Source organism: Pseudoalteromonas sp. P1-8 (assembly GCF_001399985.1).
GTDB lineage: Bacteria > Pseudomonadota > Gammaproteobacteria > Enterobacterales > Alteromonadaceae > Pseudoalteromonas.
Genome location: NZ_LJSO01000007.1, coordinates 206,989 through 224,624, shown reverse-complemented (window position 1 = coordinate 224,624; position 17,636 = coordinate 206,989). Strand labels below are relative to the sequence as shown.

Sequence of the window (17,636 nt, the reverse complement as noted above, 5' to 3'; positions counted from 1 at the left end):
GGTTTTATTGCCTCAAAATAGATCACTTAATTAAGCGAATTGGTATAAACTGAAAATATAAGGAAAGCAGATGCATAGTAAACACTTTACAATCAAAACCATGACCAAGAAGGAAGTCGAACTCATGATTGATTGGGCTGCAGCAGAAGGTTGGAATCCAGGCCTTAATGATGCAGAGTGTTACTTTGCAGCTGATCCTGAAGGGTTTCTGGTTGGTTTTCTAGACGATGAACCTATTGCTACAATTTCTGCCATTAATTACCATAATGCATTTGGCTTTATCGGCTTTTATATTGTTAAACCTGATTACCGTGGTAAAGGTTACGGAATGCAAATCTGGAATGCCGCATTAAAGCGTCTTGAAGGGTTGAATATTGGCCTTGATGGTGTAGTGGAACAGCAAGAGAACTACAAAAAGTCTGGTTTTAATCTGGCCTATCGCAATATCCGTTTTGCAGGAGTAGGTGGTGGTAGTTCACCACAAAATTCAGATATTGTTGATCTTAATGCCGTGCCATTCGAAATTATTGACGCATACGAACAGGCTTTTTTCCCTGCTAATAGAGCAAACTTTACTAAAGCATGGTTAAACCAACCCCAGAGCGACGCGTTGGGGGTAATGAGCAATGGGAAATTGGCAGGATACGGGGTAATTCGCAAATGTCAGAATGGCTTTAAAATTGGCCCTTTATTTGCCGACTCACCACAATTGGCTGAATCTTTGTTCCTTGCTTTAAAATCTAAGGCGAGTGCATCCGACGCTATTTTCCTTGATACGCCAGAAATCAATCAAGCTGCTGTTGCTTTAGCACAGAAGTACAACATGCAGGTGTCATTTGAAACCGCCAGAATGTATACCAACGACTCTCCGAGTTTGCCATTAAACCGTATTTTCGGTGTTACTTCTTTTGAAATCGGCTGAGTTTATTGGGGTGAGCGATTAATCGGTTGTGAGAAAACTAAAAATTTATCACGTTAAGAATTAGACGCTTTTATCAACGAGTATTCATAGCACCTAGCACCTAGCACCTAGCACCTAGCACCTAGCACCTAACACCTTTTGTCTTTTTCCTTTCCCCTTACAACTTTACCCTTTCCCCTAAGGTGTGCATATATGCACAGAAGCTGTTCGTTTTACGCTATTTTCATTATATAAGCCGTCATTTAAGATGTATCTAGTTTCACGATTCTCATGGGAAATGAGTATGTTAAAGAATTCAAAGTCAAGTTATGGCTGGGTGGCCATCTTAGTACACTGGTTAATGGCACTTGGGGTGTTTGGTTTGTTTGGCTTAGGCGTTTATATGGTTGAGCTAACCTATTACGACGCTTGGTATAAAGGCTCATTGGACTTACATAAAAGCGTGGGTATTACCTTAGCTGCATTATTGTTGTTTCGTTTTGGTTGGCGCTTATTAGGCACCCAACCTGAGCCTGTTGCAGGTAGTTCAAAAGCAATGAATCGAGTTGCACACTCAGTCCATAAACTAATTTATTTAGCTTTAATTGTCATTGTGACATCTGGCTATTTAATCTCTACGGCTGATGGCCGTGCAATTGAAGTATTTAATTTATTTGCTGTACCGGCATTACCCGAGTCGGTCGCAAACCAAGAAGATATTGCAGGTAAAATTCACTTTTATGCCGCGTATGGGCTAATAGCTGTGGTTGTTTTACATGCTTTAGGGGCACTAAAACATCATTTTATCGATAAAGATAAAACCTTAATTAGAATGATCAAACCATTGAAGGATGATTAACATGAAAAAATTACTATTAGGCACAGCACTCAGTGCTGCACTTTTCTCAACAGCAAACGCAAATGCAGCTGACTACGTTATTGATACAGACGGTGCACACGCATTTGTAACTTTTAAAATTAAGCACTTAGGTTACAGCTGGTTACATGGTCGTTTTAATACTTTCTCAGGTGATTTTAGCTATGACGATAAAGCGCCTAATGCATCTAAAATCAATGTAACGATTGATACTAAAAGCATCGACTCAAACCATGCTGAGCGTGACAAGCACTTACGCGGTAAAGACTTCTTAAATGTTGATAAATACCCAACTGCAACATTTAAAAGTACCTCAATCAAGTTTGATGAAGACGGTGACGAAGCAGATGTTACAGGTGAATTTACCTTAAATGGTGTAACCAAAACCATTACTTTTGAAATTGACAAAATTGGTGAAGGTAAAGATCCGTGGGGTGGTTACCGTGTTGGTTTTGAAGGCGAAACAAGTCTTAAATTGACTGACTATGGTATTGACTACAACCTTGGTCCGGCTTCAACCCATGTTGATATTGGTTTATTCATTGAAGGTGTACGTAAGTAAGCACCGTTAATACGACCGCCAATTCGCATAACTGTGGGTTGGTAAAATTAAAAGTGCCGCTTAATGAGCGGCACTTTCGTTTCTATCTTTTAATCTCTTTTCTAAAATGGGCTGCAAATTATCCGGTAGCCAGCGAACTAAAACATCATGAAAAGCATCTGTATGAGCGATTTTCTCAAGAGCTTCATCTAATAATTTTACCGTTACTTCACCTTGCTTGTTTTTAGTGCAGCCTATATAGCCAATGCTTAACGCCGGAGCTTCAGTAAGTGATAGTTGAGTTAAGTCATCTTCAAAGCCCATGGAATGAGCCAAGTAATAATGTTCGCTAGGGTAGCCAAGTAATATATCAATACGCTTTTTTTGTAGCATATAAGTTAGGCTTGCGAGGGTGTCTCTGCCGGGGCGTGAGATAATATTAGCGTCATGACTTTCGTTAATAACTTTGTCGATATTTGCTCCAAAAGAGCGGCTCATAGAGACCCCTAAAGCAAGGTTTTCGGCTAGTAATGATTTAAGTGACACAGGTTTTGTTGAGTCTAGCTTAAGTTTTGTTGCTAACTCTTTACGTATTGCAATAGACGGCGACAAACCAACAGTTGATGAATGTTCAGTAAACTGAATATGCTGCTTGCGGTGCTCGCTTTGATATAACGACAGCATACAGTAATTATTTTGTGGGTTTGATAGTTCATGCACAGCACGACTGGCTGGCAATAAAGTGCGTTTAAATGAAACCTCAGGCAGTGCTTTTTCTAATAATTTGATCACACTTTCATCACGACCTGTGCCTTCATATTTATCATGCATGATGTAGTAGGGGGCAAAATCAACCATGATCCACTCAATGGCTTTAGGTTGCTTATTTGCATAAGCTGGCAAGCAAAAAAGTAATAGTAAAATAGACCACACACTACGCATAGTTACTACCTATTTAGGAACTAAAATATAAGTGTAGCAGGAATATAGGCTTATGTGGCTGGTGGTGAAAACTAAAACGCCAGCTTGTTGGCTGGCGTTTATCGGTAGGGTTTAGTTGGCTTTTAACCACTTCACAAATTGGCGTGCATCACTAGCCTTTTGGAAGATGGCATTTTTTAAGCCCTGCGTGTCACTAAAAATTACACGCTGTTTATTTACCGAGATTGATTGCACTGGATGTGCGATCTGGATCAAAGATCCGTTGTATTTATATGACATAATAAAACTCACTTTTTCTTTTGTCTGTGTCTGTAGAGCTTTAATAGGCATTTAAAAAATACAGACCGACATTTGTTGTCTTGCTAACAGTGTCGACTAAGTTTGTGACAGTTTGGTGATGATTTGAAAATTCATCAAAATGTCATTTAGTGAACAAGCTGCAAGTATTTATACGAATATGCGGGAATTACTGGATCAAGGTAAGGGGTTAACCGCGTGGTTTCTAAAAACCAGACAATCAGAGTACTGTAAGAATCAATTAAGCGCAAGGTTTATTTTTTAAACATCAAAAATAATCTCTGGATGTTTAACAGAAACAGGCGTATTGTGATTAGGCACAAAATAACAATAAGAAGTATGCTTATGAATTACCTTTTGGTATCAGATATATTCGGTAAAACAGCGCATTTATCGCTGCTTGCTCAGCAGCTTCGTGGTAAAGTGAGTCTTTGTGACCCTTACATGGGGGAAATTCAGCTCCCCATAAATGAGCAGTTTCAATATCAACATTTTATGACTCAATGCGGCCATGACAGTTATTTTGAGCTAGTACATTTAAAAATGGCTACTATTCGTCAGCCAACCACGATTATTGCATTTAGTGCAGGCGCAGCTGCCGTTTGGCGAGCTCAAGCAGAGTTAAAAAATTCATTTATTAAAAAAATTATTGCCTTTTATCCATCACAAGTTAGACATCACCTAGAGCTTGAGGCTAACGTTCCTTGTCGATTTATTTTTCCTCACAGTGAAGAGCATTTTGATATTAAGCCAGTGATTGCTTCATTAAAAAGTAAAGCCAAGGTGAGCTGTGAAATAGCCGACTATGGTCATGGGTTTATGAACCCGCTATCTGAGAATTTTAATCAGCTCGGTTATCAGCAATTTACCGAACAGCTATTAAAAGAGTGTTGTAACTCAGAACTTGTCCCCAACGATTAAAAAACTGGTCTATAGTCATTACTAAACAACAATATAAGTAATGACTATGACGGACCAAACAAATTACAGCCACTTCTTATCTAACCCGGTTGCTAAACCACCTTGTCGAATGATCAACGCGCATATGTATGGTTTTTTTGTGTCTGGCTGCGAGCAAAAAATGCAGTACTATGTTGATGCAACTTTAAATCTACTAGCAACCGAATCAACCTCGTTTAATGTGTTAGGGAGTACTTGTTTACTTACCTTCACTGATATCGAAAAAATTTCTTCATTAACGCCACCGTTTTCAGAGCATGGCTGGATGCAAGAAACCGATATTATTATTTGGCTGCCGGTAGCAAAAATGCAAGATGGTGATATTAGCCATTTATATTGGTATCCGGCATTTATTAGCGTCAATAACATTTATGCTTTGATTAATGGCCGAGAAGCCTGGGGCTACAATAAATACCTCTGTGAATATCAAATGCCTGCGACTGTGAGTGATGCGGGCGCCTTTAGTATTTCTTTAGAATGTTTTGATGTGTTTAACCCAGACTCTAAATTAGCAATGCATGAGCTATTAACCATTGAGCAAACACAGGCAAGTACCAAGGAAAACCTACTCGATAACTTATCGCATTTTTCTAAACACGTTACCGATTTGTTTGATGCGCAAATTAAAGGCATTGATTTATCGCTTCTTAAACAATTGTTAGACGGGTTTATTCATCCGCAGATGGATCAGATTTTGTTTAAACAATTTCCCGATGGCCAAGGAGATAAAGCCGTTTATCAAAGCGTGGTTCACTCACCATCGTTAATCAAAAAAATTCACCAATTAAAACTTTTACACAATGATTTTAGTTTGGATGTAAAAGCTCTTGCGAGCTTTCCTTTGAATGACATGTTTGGCATCGCACTTGGCAAACAAGCAGTTCATTTACCTTTTTACGTCAATATGGATTTTGACCAGCTTGGCGCAACACAACTGTTACCAGCACAGGGGTAACCATGGAAAAAGAAAAAATCACCATTGTTGGTGGCGGTGTTGCAGCGATGACTGCGGCAGTGTATTTAACCGAGCAAGCTAATTGGCAAAGCCAGCGCGAAATTACCGTTTATCAACAGGGTTGGCGCCTTGGCGGTAAAGGGGCGAGTGGCCGAAACGTCCATTTTGGACAGCGCATCGAAGAGCATGGTTTACATGTTTGGTTTGGCGCCTATGTGAATAGCTTTCGCACCTTAGAAGGGGTGTATAACTCACTCAATCGACCTGCAAGTTGTTCATTAGCTACTTGGCAGCAGGCATTTAAACCACACAGTTTTATTGCCTTACAAGAGTTTATTGATAATGAATGGCAAACTTGGCCGATAGATTTTCCTACCGTTGAAGGCAACCCCGCTGATGGAAGCCTAGATATAACAGTGTGGGACTTTGTTACCATGACATTAGCATGGCTAAAAAAGTGGACCGAAGGCATTGAGCATGTTTGTCAGCAGCAAGATGCTAAAACCATTTTAGTGACTAAAAAATCACGGGATCAATCGTTACTCAAACACATGTATCAAGAAATCAAAGCAGACATTGATACCCATTTAAATGGCGCAAAGCAGTTTATTGATGATATTGAAGCAGGTGCAACTGAAATTGCCTCGAACCCACGAACATTGATAACTCATTTGCTGCAGTTCACCGAAAAGCAGGCCACCCATACAGATAAGCAGGCCGATCGGCTGGTGATTTGGTACATCGTCAGAAAGTTAAAACGTTGGTTTAAAGACCAAGTTATTGATCTACTAGATGACAACCCAGAGCTGCGCAGACTTTATATTTGTGCTGATCTTGCGATTGCAATGCTTACAGGACTGATTAAAGACAAAGTATATCGCGACGGTTTTGGTGTCATTAATTGCTACGATTTTCGTCAGTGGCTCGAAAAAAATGGTGCGAATAAAACTTACAGCGTCGATTCAGCGCCAGTGCGCGGTTTTTATGATTTGGTATTTGCTTACCCTAAAGGTGACTTTAGTAAACCCAATGTTGAAGCCGGCGTTGCCGCCCTTGCTATGCTACGTATAGGTCTTTGCTATAAAGGCGGCGTGATGTGGAAAATGCAAGCAGGCATGGGCGATGTTATTTTCGGACCAATTTATGAACTTTTAAAGCAGCGCGGTGTTAAGTTTAAGTTTTTCCATCAGTTAACTAACTTATCTGCTGGGCAAACTGCCCAAGGTGAGCCGCTGGTGAGTGAAATTGAGCTTTGCCAACAGGTGAGTTTAGTTGGCCAAGATTATGACCCGCTCATTGATGTAAAACAGCTGCCATGCTGGCCAAGTGAGCCACTGTATGAGCAAATCAGCCCTGAACAAGCGCACTTATTGCAAGAATATCAAATTAATTTAGAGTCATTTTGGAGCAATTGGCCCGAGGTGTATCAAGAACACTTTAGCACCCCCTTGCCAACAGTGACGCTTCGCCATGGTATTGATTTTGATACACTGATTTTAGGTGTATCGGTTGCCTCTCTTGAACACGTTGCCTCTGAACTTTTAGCTGTAGATTACGCGCTTTCTCAACAAGCAACAAAAGTTCAAAGTGTGGCGACTCAGGCTTGCCAAGTATGGTTGAATAAAACCGACCCACAACTTGGCTTTACGCAAACTAATGCTGCTCACGAAGGGCCTATTTTAAGTGGCTTTGTAGAGCCGTTTGATACTTGGGCTGCAATGGGCAACTTGCTCGATAAAGAAGATTGGCCAAGTGACAACTCACCAGTTAATGTTGCCTATTTTTGCAGTGCGTTTAGCTGCGAAAACTACCCACCTGCCAGTGCACATCAATTCCCTGAGCAAATGAAAGCCGAAGTAAAATTGAATATGCATAATTTGTTTAGCGCAGATATGCGGGCACTTTGGCCTGAAGCCTATATTGATAACAAGTTTGATTGGCAGGTATTTTACAGTGATCCGCATAGCATTTTACCTGTTCTTGAGCAGCAATATTGGCGCGTCAATGTCGATCCCAGTGAGCGCTATGTCTTATCTGTGGTTGATTCGAGTAAATACCGCCTGGCTACAGATGGCAGTCAGTTTGTTAATTTGCGCATCACTGGCGACTGGATAAAAACCGGGGTTAATGCAGGCTGTGTTGAGGCTGCTGTGATGGCCGGTATGCAAACAGCGCGGGCAATATGTGGTTGGCCAAGCGAAATCAGCGGAGAGCATGCATTCGAAAAAGGTTAGTGTGAATAAAGCTGTAAAAAAGTATGCGTATAAGTCATGAAATTACATGATTTATATGCGACTTTAATCTATTGTTTGGTCTATACTTACCACTAAATTACAACAATTTAACAAGTTTCCCTCTTTTAAGGTCTAAAAGCCAATGAAGCGTCCTTTTCTTAAAGATCCTAAGTTTATGATGTTGTCGAGCACCAGCTTGGCGGCATGTGTAATGGCAAGCGCTGTTGCACAAGGAGCTGAGACTGAAAAAGACATGGAAGTTATTAGCGTTTATGCACAAAAGCGTCCTCAAGCAATTGAAGACGTAAGTGTGGCGGTAAGCCAAGTGAATGGCGAAATTTTAAAAGCTCAGCATTTTAAAGATTCAACTGAAATTGGTTTGTTTGCGCCAAACGTTAAAATTACCCAAAACGCTGCAGAGGGGACGCCTCCCGCTGTGAGTATCCGTGGGGTGGGGTTACTTGATTATAATACGGCGAATACTTCACCTGTTGCCATGTATCTTGACGGCGTTGCGGTGGGGTCTGCTAATAATCAAATTGTTAACTTGTACGATATTGAACAGCTCGATATTTTACGGGGCCCGCAGGGTACCTTGTTTGGTCGTAATTCTACCGGTGGTGCAATACTTATACGCTCAAATCGCCCTGAGTTTGATAGCTATGGCGCGTTGACATTAGGTGTTGCCAATAACAACGCCACCAGCGTTGATGGTATGTGGAACCAACAACTATCAGATTCTAGTGCATTGCGAATTGCGGTTAACTATCAAGACTACGAATACTCAACAAATAATATCTATGCAGACTCGCCAACAGCAGGCATGGAGCAAAAAAATGCCCGTGTGTCTTTTTTGTCTGAGTGGGATGACGTTGATCTTTACCTGCAAGCGCATATTGAAGATTGGGATGGTATTGCCCAGCCAGTTGGTAGTATTGGTATTGTCGCGAACCCTTTAACGGGTGAGCTGTGTTCACCAGCAGATGCGGGCTCAACACGCTGTTTTGATAACTTTGGTTTTAATGATGGCAGTGATGACTTCTTTGCTGTGAGTGTCAATAACGACTCACCTCATAAATCTGATGGCTACGGTTTTATCGCCGAAGTGAATTGGCATTTAAACGAGCAAAGTACATTCACTTCTCTCTCGAGCTTTAACGATTTAGAAAGAAGCCATGCTTTTAACTGCGATGGCTCGCCAGCTCGTTTGTGCGAAGGAGTATTAGGGCTAGATACCCAACTATTAAGCCAAGAATTCAGGTTATTAAACGAATTTGCTGATTACACACTCACCAGTGGTGTTTATTTTGCCGATGAGACGATTGAGCAAGATAATCTAAATGATATTTTGCGTGATTTCCGGGGTATTTTACCGACAAATTTAACCGCGACCTTTATCTACGATAACGAAATCAAGATGCAAAATTTGGCTGTATTTAGCCAAATTGAAGTGCCTGTCGCAGATAGATGGATGATCACAGCCGGTCTTAGATATGACTATGAGTCACTTGAATATGACTCAATCGCCACGTTAAATGCGGTGGTTGATGTGAATGACTTAGACGGAGTGCTTGTACCATTTTATCGCGTTACCGATGAGCAATCAGACAATGGCTTTACTGGTCAATTTGCCGTTAATTATCGCTATTCAGATGCAAGCAATCTTTATTATCGTTTTGCTAATGGTAGTAAAAGTGGTGGCTACAACGGCGGCTTTTTGTCATCTGAAGAACAAGCAATCTTAGCAAACTACGGTAAAGAGCGCTTAAATGCCCATGAAGTTGGCTTAAAGTCGTTCTGGCCTGGCAAGCAACTTAGAATGAGTTGGGCGGCGTTTTACTATGACTATAACGACCAACAAGTGTTTATGAACCAAGCGTCAGAAACACCGCAAATGCCTCCTGTGCAGTTGCTTGAAAATGTCGCTGATTCAACTATTTACGGTCTTGAAACTGAAATCAATTACCAAGCAACTAAGCAATTAGCCATGCTACTTTCAGTTGGCTATATCCCTCATGCTGAGTTTGAAGAATATGTTGACCCACTTGGCAATAGTATTACCGATAACCAACTACCATTTACTTCTAAATGGAATGTATCAGCGGGATTAAAATATGATACCAGCTTGGCGTCATATCCGTTATCGGCCAACATTATTTATGATTATCAGTCTGAGTTTTATTTTGATCAGAACATGAGCCCTTATGCCCGCCAAGACGGCTTTAGCATTGTTAATGCGCATCTAAAATATGATGTTGATAATTGGTCATTTACTTTATGGGGCAAAAATTTATTTGATACTGAATACAGTCAGTTAAAGTTCGATTTAAGTTCGTTCCTAGGCATGCTTGAAGACTTTAAAGGGGAAGGGCGTCGCTATGGCTTTGATGTTTCACTGCAGTTCTAGTCGTTGCCAACTCCACGATGGTACAGGGGTTTTGTGAATGCGGTTAAAGCTGTATTTAAGTACTCTGCTTTTTTTATTGCTATTGAGTGTTTCGGCTAATGCACAACAGACGTTTGTCTACACCGACGCTGTGGCTGAGCAAAACCTTCATGATGTTGGTGAAGTGTTTACGGCAAACGATAATATGTTTCCGCAATCGGTGGCTGCGATTGATGCTTGGCGAGCAAGCAAAAAACCGCAATCTCGAATAAGCTCGGTTGGCGGTAGTTATTGGTTAATTGTTGAAATTGAAAATTTAAGTGATATCGAAGATTTAGTGCTCTATCCGTATAACACCTTGGTTTCGAAAATAGAAAGCCGCATTTACGATATAACTGATCCAACTGCCCCGATACAGCACTTTGTAACCGGTGGGGTCGAGCCGAATCAATTTGCTTTTCACTATGGTAATCGCTTATCTCTTGAAAAAGGTAAGCACTATACGCTTATCACTTATTTTGAGAGTGACTACTTTTATACTCCCGCAAAGCTGGTATTAACGCCTTATCAAGATTATTTTCAAAACATAACCATTGAAAATATGATCATGATGCTTTGCTTTGGGGTGGGGATTGCACTTGGTTTATATAATTTATTAATTTACTTGGTTTCTCGTGATGTCACACACCTTTACTACGCGCTATTTACTGCATCCTGGGTGTTTGCTTGGAGCCATTTTTTCCATATTTCTGATCAGCTGTTTGGTTACTATAACCCTCATCTTCACTGGCTCGGCTTTGCCCTCACACCATTAACCAATATATTGTTTTACAACAACTTACTTAAACTCAAAGAAACATTTCCTAAACTGGCGCAATTATCACTCACGGTGGGTGTAATCGCCACTTTAGGTATTCCGTTTTGTATTTTATGGCCAAGCTTTGGTTTTTATTGGTCAACGTTAGTAACGGGTGTTGCTTTATGTTTAGGCTTATACATAGGTATTCGCTGTATGCTCATTGGCTTTAAGCCAGCACGCTATTTTGTGCTGGCTTACATTGCCATGATGCTACCGAATATGGTCGGTAATTTAACTAATTTAGGCTTGCTGCCAGCTACCTCCATTAATTTATATTTATTGGGTTTGATAGGCACAGCCATGGACGCCATGTTGCTGGCGTTTGCTGTGGCCGATAAGTTTAGGCTGCTTCACGATGACAACGTAGAGCTCAACAAGAATTTAGAAGAAAAAGTACATCTAAGAACTTTGGAGCTTGAAGAACTTGCCTCTGAGCTTCGCGATGCGAATGAAGCTAAAAGCCGCTTTTTAGCGAATATCAGTCATGAAATTCGCACCCCAATGACATCAATCATTGGCTATGCAGATGGCATTATGCTCGGGGATATTAAGCCTCATGAGCGCAACCATGGGATTGGCGTTATATTGCAAAATAGCCGCCATGTTCTTGGATTAATAAACGATATTCTCGATATGTCGAAGATTGAAGCCAACAAGCTAGAAATAGATTTAGTCGAAACAGACTTGTTTGCCACGATTGCCAATATTGAGTCACTTATTGGCAAGCAAATCCGTGATAAGGGCTTAAAGTTCAGTGTTGATTATCAGTTCCCGTTGCCAGACTACCTAATTACCGATCCGAGTCGTTTAAGGCAAATTTTATTAAACCTAACAACCAACGCCCTTAAGTTCACTCAAGTGGGGCGTATAACTTTAACGGTGAGCTGTCATAACGATAAGTTGTCGATAAGCGTAAAAGACACCGGTATTGGCATGACAGACAAAGAGCAACAAGCCCTGTTTAGTGCCTTTTATCAAGCGGATTCAAGTATTTCTAGGCAATATGGTGGCACGGGTCTTGGCCTTAATATTTCAAAGAGCCTTGCGCAGAAATTGGATGGGGATATCAGCGTTAAAAGTAATGTCGGCTCTGGCAGTGAGTTTATTTTCACCATGTCGGTGTATACCACAGATAACACACGTTGGCTTAATGATATGAGCGAAGTGAAGCTCGTTGAAACCTCACCGTTTAGTAAGCTTGATGCACCAGAGAACTTAAAGGGCAGAGTATTACTTGCCGAAGACCACCCAGACAACCGACGTTTAATTGCGCGAATATTAGAGCGTATGGGGCTGACAGTGACCACCGTTGAAAATGGTAAAGACGCAGTGCAAGCAACCCTCGAAGACAGCTTTGACCTTATTTTACTCGATATTCAAATGCCGATTATGGACGGTCAAGAAGCATTAAAAATGATGCAAGCAACGGGAGTGAGTGCGCCAATCATTGCACTGACAGCGAATACCATGAAGCATGAAATTGCCCGTTATATGAAGCAAGGCTTCAATGATTTAATCGCTAAACCAATTGATAGAAACGCGTTTAGCCATAAAATTGCCAGTTACTTAGATTGCGATGAGTTAGCCGATATCAAATTACCTGAAAAAGAGTTTCAGGCGCTTAAAGATGACTACATAAAAGGTCTTGAAGAACAATATAGAGAAATGCGCGGGCAATACAAAAAGATGGACATTGATGGCTTAAGCAGAAATGTTCATATGCTTAAAGGCGCTGCGAACATGTTCGAATGTGAAACGCTTTATGTTAAAGCGGTTGCCGTTGATGCTGCGCTTAAAAAAGATACCGTCACGCTCGATACGCAGCTTATTGCATCCTTATTTTGTGCCATGCAAGACGAGATAACCAAGGTAACGCATTGATTGCTTGAATAGCGGCTATTTCTTTGTAAGCACAGACAAATTAGCTATTTCTTGATATTAATATTATTAAAACACCTTGCTGGGAAGGCATGATGCAGTATCAACATATTTCAGTACCCTCGAATGGCGCGCAAATTACTATCGATAGTAAGGGTCAATGGCATATTCCTGATAACCCGGTTATTGCTTACATTGAAGGCGATGGTGTTGGTCAAGATATCAGCCCGGTGATGCGAGATATTGTTGATGCTGCAGTGAATCATGCTTATCAAGGCGATAAACAAATACATTGGATGGAAGTGTTCAATGGCGAAAAAGCAGCTGCGCTATACGATGGCGACTGGTTCCCGCAAGAAACCCTGCATGCGGTTAGGCAGTATAAAATTGCCATAAAAGGGCCATTAACAACCCCCCTCGGCGGTGGTTTTCGCTCTTTAAATGTAGCCCTTCGTCATGAGATGGATTTATTCGTTAACATGCGGCCTATTCGCAGTTATCCGCATTTACCATCCCCCTTAAAAGAGCCTGAAAAAACTCAAATCACAGTAATACGCGACAGCTCTGAAGATGTTTACTCAGGCATTGAGTGGCAGGCTGGCAGTATTGACAACGAGCGTATGCTTGATTTTCTGTGCCAAGAAATGGGTGTCACCCGACTTCGTTTTGATAACCAATGCGGTATTGGTATTAAAAATAGCTCGAAAGAGGCGGCAGAGCGACTAATGCGTTACGCTCTAAACTTTGCCCTCAAAGAGCACAGTGAATCACTGACTGTGGTGCACAAAGGTAATGTACTTAAATTTACCGATGGCGCCTTTAAACGCTGGGCATTTGCCCTAGCAGAGCAAGAGTTTAACGCTGTAGCGCATGAAAATGGTCGTTGGTTAGTGATCAAACGTGACGAGCAAGATGATTTAATTATCAAAGAAGTCATTGCCGATAACATGCTACAACAAGCGCTGCTCACCCCAGAGCAATTTGATGTGGTGGTAACAACCAATCAAAACGGCGATTACTTAGCTGATATGCTAACCGCACAAGTCGGTGGGGTAGGTATTATGCCTGCGGCAAACTTAAATAATGAAGTGGCCTTTTTTGAACCGACTCATGGCACATTTAATCGCATAGCCGGGGAAGACAGTGCAAATCCAACAAGCAGTATTTTAAGTGCGGTTATGATGCTACGCTTTATGGGCTGGCACGAAGCGGCGAATAAAATAGAAAAAGCCCTAGAGCAGACGCTTAGCGCAAATGAAATGACGTTTGATTTGGCTAACCTAGTAGCCGGTGCGACGATGCTTAGTTGCAGTGATTTTGCAACAAGCATCATCGCGCGAATAAGTAACTCAAATAATGAACCATATTAAGCGGCATTGGCGCTTTTAACTGCGTAGACACATGGTTTACCTGTTAACTGTGCTGCACGTTGGTAAATGTGCTCTGCACCAGGTTCGTTGCTTGTCATGCCTGTTAATGTATCCATTAACGCAACCACTAAAATAGCTGGTACTTGGCAGCAGTATTCATCTAACACTGCAGTTGTTGTTTGTGCATCAACATGACAATGCGGGTGAGTACGTACTGTGCTATACGCTTTTAACAGTGTCTCTGCTTGTAAAACATCATCATCTTGATGTTTGGTTTTACGGCATTGGCAACCAAACTCATCAACCATTGTTGCCAGTGTTTGGTAAATCTCATCGCAGGCTAAATCGCTTTTTTTACAAAGCTGCTGCTCGATGAATGAGTGTAATTGACCATTGATGTAAAGGCCGTCCTGTTGAGTGAATTGCGCTGAAGTTTCCATAATCATTTTCTCTTTGTTTATGTGCTTAACTTCACTCTAGCCCTTCACTCATTATTAATGAAATTGTTGTTTTCAATAACTGATATTGATTTTATCAATATTATACTGTTTTTAACGATCAGCTACGGTACTGGCAAAGGCAAGTAGCTCTCTACGCAGCCACTGATGCGGGTTTGCGTGATGTAGCAAAGGGCTCCATAACATTTTTACTTCAATAGGCACGATTTGAAATGGCACTGGACTTATTACCAAATCAGTGTGTTTTGCTAATAACATGGCTTGGCGACGGGGCAGTGTTGCTATGAGTTGAGGTGATTGGCAAAGTAGGCTCGCCACCATGTAATGGCGGGTGAATACGCGAATATTGCGGGTTTGTTCTAGTTGCCATAATGCCTCATCGACCCAGCCGAGTTTTTGGCTGCCTGATTTATTTGTTACTGCCGCTTCTACGCCCCAACCAGCCCGATTCACCCAAATGTGCTCTTGAGCAAGGTAGCCTTCGAGGTTTTGCTGTTGCAAGTAAGGGTTGTCTGGGTGTGTTAAGCAGCAGTAATTGTCTCGCCAGACACTGGCTTGGTGAAATGAGCGGGGCAGGCCGTTAAAGCGATTAATGGCAAGGTCGATGGTGCCTTTTTCCATATCTTGAAGGTTAACATCGCTTGGACTCAAAATATCAAAGTTAAGCCCCGGATTTTTTGCTAGCTGCTGGGTGATAAATGGCGCAATAAGGATTGATTCAAGGTAGTCGTTTGCCATGATCCGAAACGTAATATTCGCGGTGCTCGGATCGAATACCTCACTTGGCTGAGTAATTTCTTCAGCCATTTTTAACAGTGATTCTATCTCAGGTTTAAGGCTGAGCGCTTTGGCGGTTGGCGTCATTGTGCCTGCGGCTCTCACTAATAATGGATCATCAAACAAATCTCGCAAACGCTTAAGGGCGTTACTCATTGCAGGTTGAGTCAAAGCTAGTTTATTGGCGGCTTTAGACACACTTTGTTCATCAATGAGGACATTTAAATACACCAGTAGGTTGAGGTCGACGTGCCTAATATTCATTTGATCAATCTTATTTATTATCTTTATTAATTACCTAAATTAAAGCGCGCTTGCTATTGTGTGTAAACAAGGCGACTAAAATAATCAGCATAAGCGATAAAAATAATGCCACAGCAAAGTTCACATTTGGCTGTTAAATCACACAGCGAACAGTTAAATCAGGTCGTAGCGACTAAGCTTGCCCGTGCGGTGTATGCTGGCTTTGAGGCTATGTTTGCAGAGTTTTTAAATATTACCCTCGGTGCACAAAGTCGTTTTGAACAGCGCCAGTGGCATCAAGTTCAAGGGGCTATGAAATCGCGATTGCAAGTTTACGAAGGGCAAGTAAAAAAGGTAAGCCAAGCGGTAAAAATTATTGCTTATAGCGAAGTAGACGACCCAGCGCTTTGGTTATTAGCCAAACAAATATACGCAGAAATGGTGCAAAGCCATGAAAACCAGCCTATTGCTCATACCTTTTTTAACTCAACCTTCGGTGCAATTTGGGACTCACGAAAAATCCGCAATGTGCACTTGTTTGTATTAAAAGCACGATATCAACTGGGGCCAAGACCCTTTGATTCATTGGTTAGCCGCATTTCCCTGCAAAATGGCTTTGAAAGTGCGATTAGTAGCTTGATCAAGCGCCATGTATTTCGGTCACAATACGCTGATTTTACTGATGATGTTGCCATGTTACAGCGTACCTTGATTGCTGGAGCGAAACAACAATGCCCACAAGTTTATGAGCTGCTTGCTCTCAACGATGGCTATATTGAATACGCTAATTCATTGTTTTTCAGAAATAAAGCGTGCTACATCATAGGTCGTTGTATTGCTAAAAATGGCGATAACATGCCATTTGCGATTGCGCTATTAAACAGTGAAAAAGGTCTTCACATTGATGCTGTGATGATGGGAGCTGATCAACTCAGCTTGTTGTTTGGCTTTGCGCGTACTTATTTTATGGTCGACACTGACCAACCCGCCCGATATGTTGATTACCTCAGTGTTTTAATGCCTCATAAGCAACGTTTTGAGCTGTTTAATGCCATAGGCTTTATCAAACACGCGAAAACCGAGTTTTATCGTTATAAAGTTGATACCACCCGTAATAGCCCCGTTGACGATAAATACACACTTGCGCCGGGTACGCCGGGCATGGTGATGCTGGTATTTACCACCCCAGGCTCAGATTATGTGTACAAGGTAATAAAGGATAAATTTAGTGCGCCAAAAACGGCCACCAAACAACAAGTAATGGCTAAGTACGACTTTGTTAAACAAGCCGACCGAGTAGGACGGCTAGTTGATACCCACGAATTTCGTTATTTAGCGTTTGATTTAAGCCGATTTAGTGATGAGCTTATACAAATAATGCAGCAGCAAATTGGCGATAGCTTAGTGATCTCGGGTAATGCACTTATTTTGCGCCATGTTTATGTAGAGCGAAAAATGACGCCGCTTAATTTGTATATAAACGACTGTGATGAGCGAAAACTGCAGCAAGTAATGGTTGATTACGGTAAAGCGATAAAAGAGCTTGCGGGGGCTAATATTTTCCCCGGTGATATGCTGATGAAAAACTTTGGTGTAACCCGTTGGGGAAGAGTGGTGTTTTATGACTACGATGAAATTTGTCCGATGACAGAGTGTCAATTTAGAGAGCTGCCAAAAACCGATGACTCATTAGATGAGCTCAGCAGCGAAAGCTACTTTGATATCGCAGAAAACGACGTATTTCCGAGCCAGTTTAAAGTATTTTTTAGCGCTAATAAGCGAGCGTTTGATCACTTCAATGCTGCACATCAAGATATTTTCACTGCCACGATGTGGCAGCAATTACAAACTGCGATAAACGATGGGCAATTGCTTGATGTTTATCCTTATAAGCAGTCTTGGCGCTTTTCGTCGATGAGAGCTCAAATGAAAAAATCTCAACCTATAACTGTTTAATA

Annotated in this window: 13 protein-coding genes; 10 read left to right on the top strand and 3 right to left on the bottom strand. The window is 41.4% G+C overall.

Annotated features, from left to right (window positions below; translation table 11 throughout):
- The first annotated feature begins 70 nt into the window (after positions 1–70).
- From AN213_RS12065 to AN213_RS12055, 3 genes are all read left to right on the top strand, one after another.
- Positions 71–922: a GNAT family N-acetyltransferase gene (locus AN213_RS12065; protein WP_055198727.1), complete on the top strand. Its 852-nt coding sequence runs from the start codon at positions 71–73 to the stop codon at positions 920–922.
- 283 nt (positions 923–1,205) lie between these two features.
- Positions 1,206–1,760, top strand: coding sequence for a cytochrome b (locus AN213_RS12060; protein WP_054552924.1), 555 nt, complete (start codon positions 1,206–1,208; stop codon positions 1,758–1,760).
- Between the two features lies 1 nt (position 1,761).
- The gene (locus tag AN213_RS12055; protein ID WP_054561236.1) at positions 1,762–2,340 is read left to right on the top strand and encodes a YceI family protein; all 579 of its coding nucleotides are present in this window, start codon (positions 1,762–1,764) and stop codon (positions 2,338–2,340) included.
- A 60-nt stretch (positions 2,341–2,400) separates the two neighbouring features.
- Here the strand turns inward: AN213_RS12055 and AN213_RS12050 are convergent, their stop codons facing one another.
- On the bottom strand, positions 2,401–3,261 hold the full coding sequence (locus AN213_RS12050) for a TIGR02285 family protein (protein WP_054561237.1): 861 nt from the start codon (positions 3,259–3,261) through the stop codon (positions 2,401–2,403).
- Positions 3,262–3,903: 642 nt separating this feature from the next.
- On the opposite strand from AN213_RS12050, the gene AN213_RS12040 reads away from it, so the two are divergent.
- From AN213_RS12040 to icd, 6 genes are all read left to right on the top strand, one after another.
- The gene (locus tag AN213_RS12040; protein ID WP_055198726.1) at positions 3,904–4,479 is read left to right on the top strand and encodes a hypothetical protein; all 576 of its coding nucleotides are present in this window, start codon (positions 3,904–3,906) and stop codon (positions 4,477–4,479) included.
- A gap of 46 nt (positions 4,480–4,525) precedes the next feature.
- Positions 4,526–5,473 (top strand): acetoacetate decarboxylase, encoded by a 948-nt coding sequence (locus AN213_RS12035; protein WP_095209748.1) that lies wholly within the window; start codon positions 4,526–4,528, stop codon positions 5,471–5,473.
- Between the two features lie 2 nt (positions 5,474–5,475).
- Complete coding sequence (locus AN213_RS12030; RefSeq protein ID WP_055198724.1) at positions 5,476–7,707, top strand: NAD(P)-binding protein; 2,232 nt, start codon at positions 5,476–5,478, stop codon at positions 7,705–7,707.
- A gap of 142 nt (positions 7,708–7,849) precedes the next feature.
- Positions 7,850–10,114 (top strand): TonB-dependent receptor, encoded by a 2,265-nt coding sequence (locus AN213_RS12025; RefSeq protein ID WP_235576246.1) that lies wholly within the window; start codon positions 7,850–7,852, stop codon positions 10,112–10,114.
- Positions 10,115–10,151: 37 nt separating this feature from the next.
- Positions 10,152–12,833: a 7TM diverse intracellular signaling domain-containing protein gene (locus AN213_RS12020; RefSeq protein WP_055021139.1), complete on the top strand. Its 2,682-nt coding sequence runs from the start codon at positions 10,152–10,154 to the stop codon at positions 12,831–12,833.
- A gap of 92 nt (positions 12,834–12,925) precedes the next feature.
- Entirely contained in the window at positions 12,926–14,200 is a 1,275-nt protein-coding gene (gene icd / locus AN213_RS12015) for an NADP-dependent isocitrate dehydrogenase (RefSeq protein ID WP_055198723.1), read from the top strand.
- On the opposite strand, the gene AN213_RS12010 is transcribed toward icd, so the two are convergent.
- Positions 14,197–14,640: a hypothetical protein gene (locus tag AN213_RS12010; RefSeq protein ID WP_054561244.1), complete on the bottom strand. Its 444-nt coding sequence runs from the start codon at positions 14,638–14,640 to the stop codon at positions 14,197–14,199. The genes icd and AN213_RS12010 overlap by 4 nt on opposite strands.
- Before the next feature lie 111 nt (positions 14,641–14,751).
- Positions 14,752–15,699: a LysR family transcriptional regulator gene (locus tag AN213_RS12005; RefSeq protein ID WP_055198722.1), complete on the bottom strand. Its 948-nt coding sequence runs from the start codon at positions 15,697–15,699 to the stop codon at positions 14,752–14,754.
- Positions 15,700–15,804: 105 nt separating this feature from the next.
- On the opposite strand from AN213_RS12005, the gene aceK reads away from it, so the two are divergent.
- Positions 15,805–17,634 carry a bifunctional isocitrate dehydrogenase kinase/phosphatase gene (gene aceK, locus AN213_RS12000; protein WP_055198721.1) on the top strand — a complete coding sequence of 610 codons (1,830 nt, stop codon included), beginning with the start codon at positions 15,805–15,807 and terminating at the stop codon, positions 17,632–17,634.
- Positions 17,635–17,636 lie beyond the last annotated feature (2 nt).

Excerpts from the sequence above, each read along its gene's own strand:
- AN213_RS12065 (WP_055198727.1), top strand. The coding sequence starts at position 71 with ATGCATAGTAAACACTTTACAATCAAAACCATGACCAAGAAGGAAGTC.
- AN213_RS12060 (WP_054552924.1), top strand. The coding sequence starts at position 1,206 with ATGTTAAAGAATTCAAAGTCAAGTTATGGCTGGGTGGCCATCTTAGTA.
- AN213_RS12055 (WP_054561236.1), top strand. The coding sequence starts at position 1,762 with ATGAAAAAATTACTATTAGGCACAGCACTCAGTGCTGCACTTTTCTCA.
- AN213_RS12050 (WP_054561237.1), bottom strand. The coding sequence starts at position 3,261 with ATGCGTAGTGTGTGGTCTATTTTACTATTACTTTTTTGCTTGCCAGCT.
- AN213_RS12040 (WP_055198726.1), top strand. The coding sequence starts at position 3,904 with ATGAATTACCTTTTGGTATCAGATATATTCGGTAAAACAGCGCATTTA.
- AN213_RS12035 (WP_095209748.1), top strand. The coding sequence starts at position 4,526 with ATGACGGACCAAACAAATTACAGCCACTTCTTATCTAACCCGGTTGCT.
- AN213_RS12030 (WP_055198724.1), top strand. The coding sequence starts at position 5,476 with ATGGAAAAAGAAAAAATCACCATTGTTGGTGGCGGTGTTGCAGCGATG.
- AN213_RS12025 (WP_235576246.1), top strand. The coding sequence starts at position 7,850 with ATGAAGCGTCCTTTTCTTAAAGATCCTAAGTTTATGATGTTGTCGAGC.
- AN213_RS12020 (WP_055021139.1), top strand. The coding sequence starts at position 10,152 with ATGCGGTTAAAGCTGTATTTAAGTACTCTGCTTTTTTTATTGCTATTG.
- icd (WP_055198723.1), top strand. The coding sequence starts at position 12,926 with ATGCAGTATCAACATATTTCAGTACCCTCGAATGGCGCGCAAATTACT.
- AN213_RS12010 (WP_054561244.1), bottom strand. The coding sequence starts at position 14,640 with ATGGAAACTTCAGCGCAATTCACTCAACAGGACGGCCTTTACATCAAT.
- AN213_RS12005 (WP_055198722.1), bottom strand. The coding sequence starts at position 15,699 with ATGAATATTAGGCACGTCGACCTCAACCTACTGGTGTATTTAAATGTC.
- aceK (WP_055198721.1), top strand. The coding sequence starts at position 15,805 with ATGCCACAGCAAAGTTCACATTTGGCTGTTAAATCACACAGCGAACAG.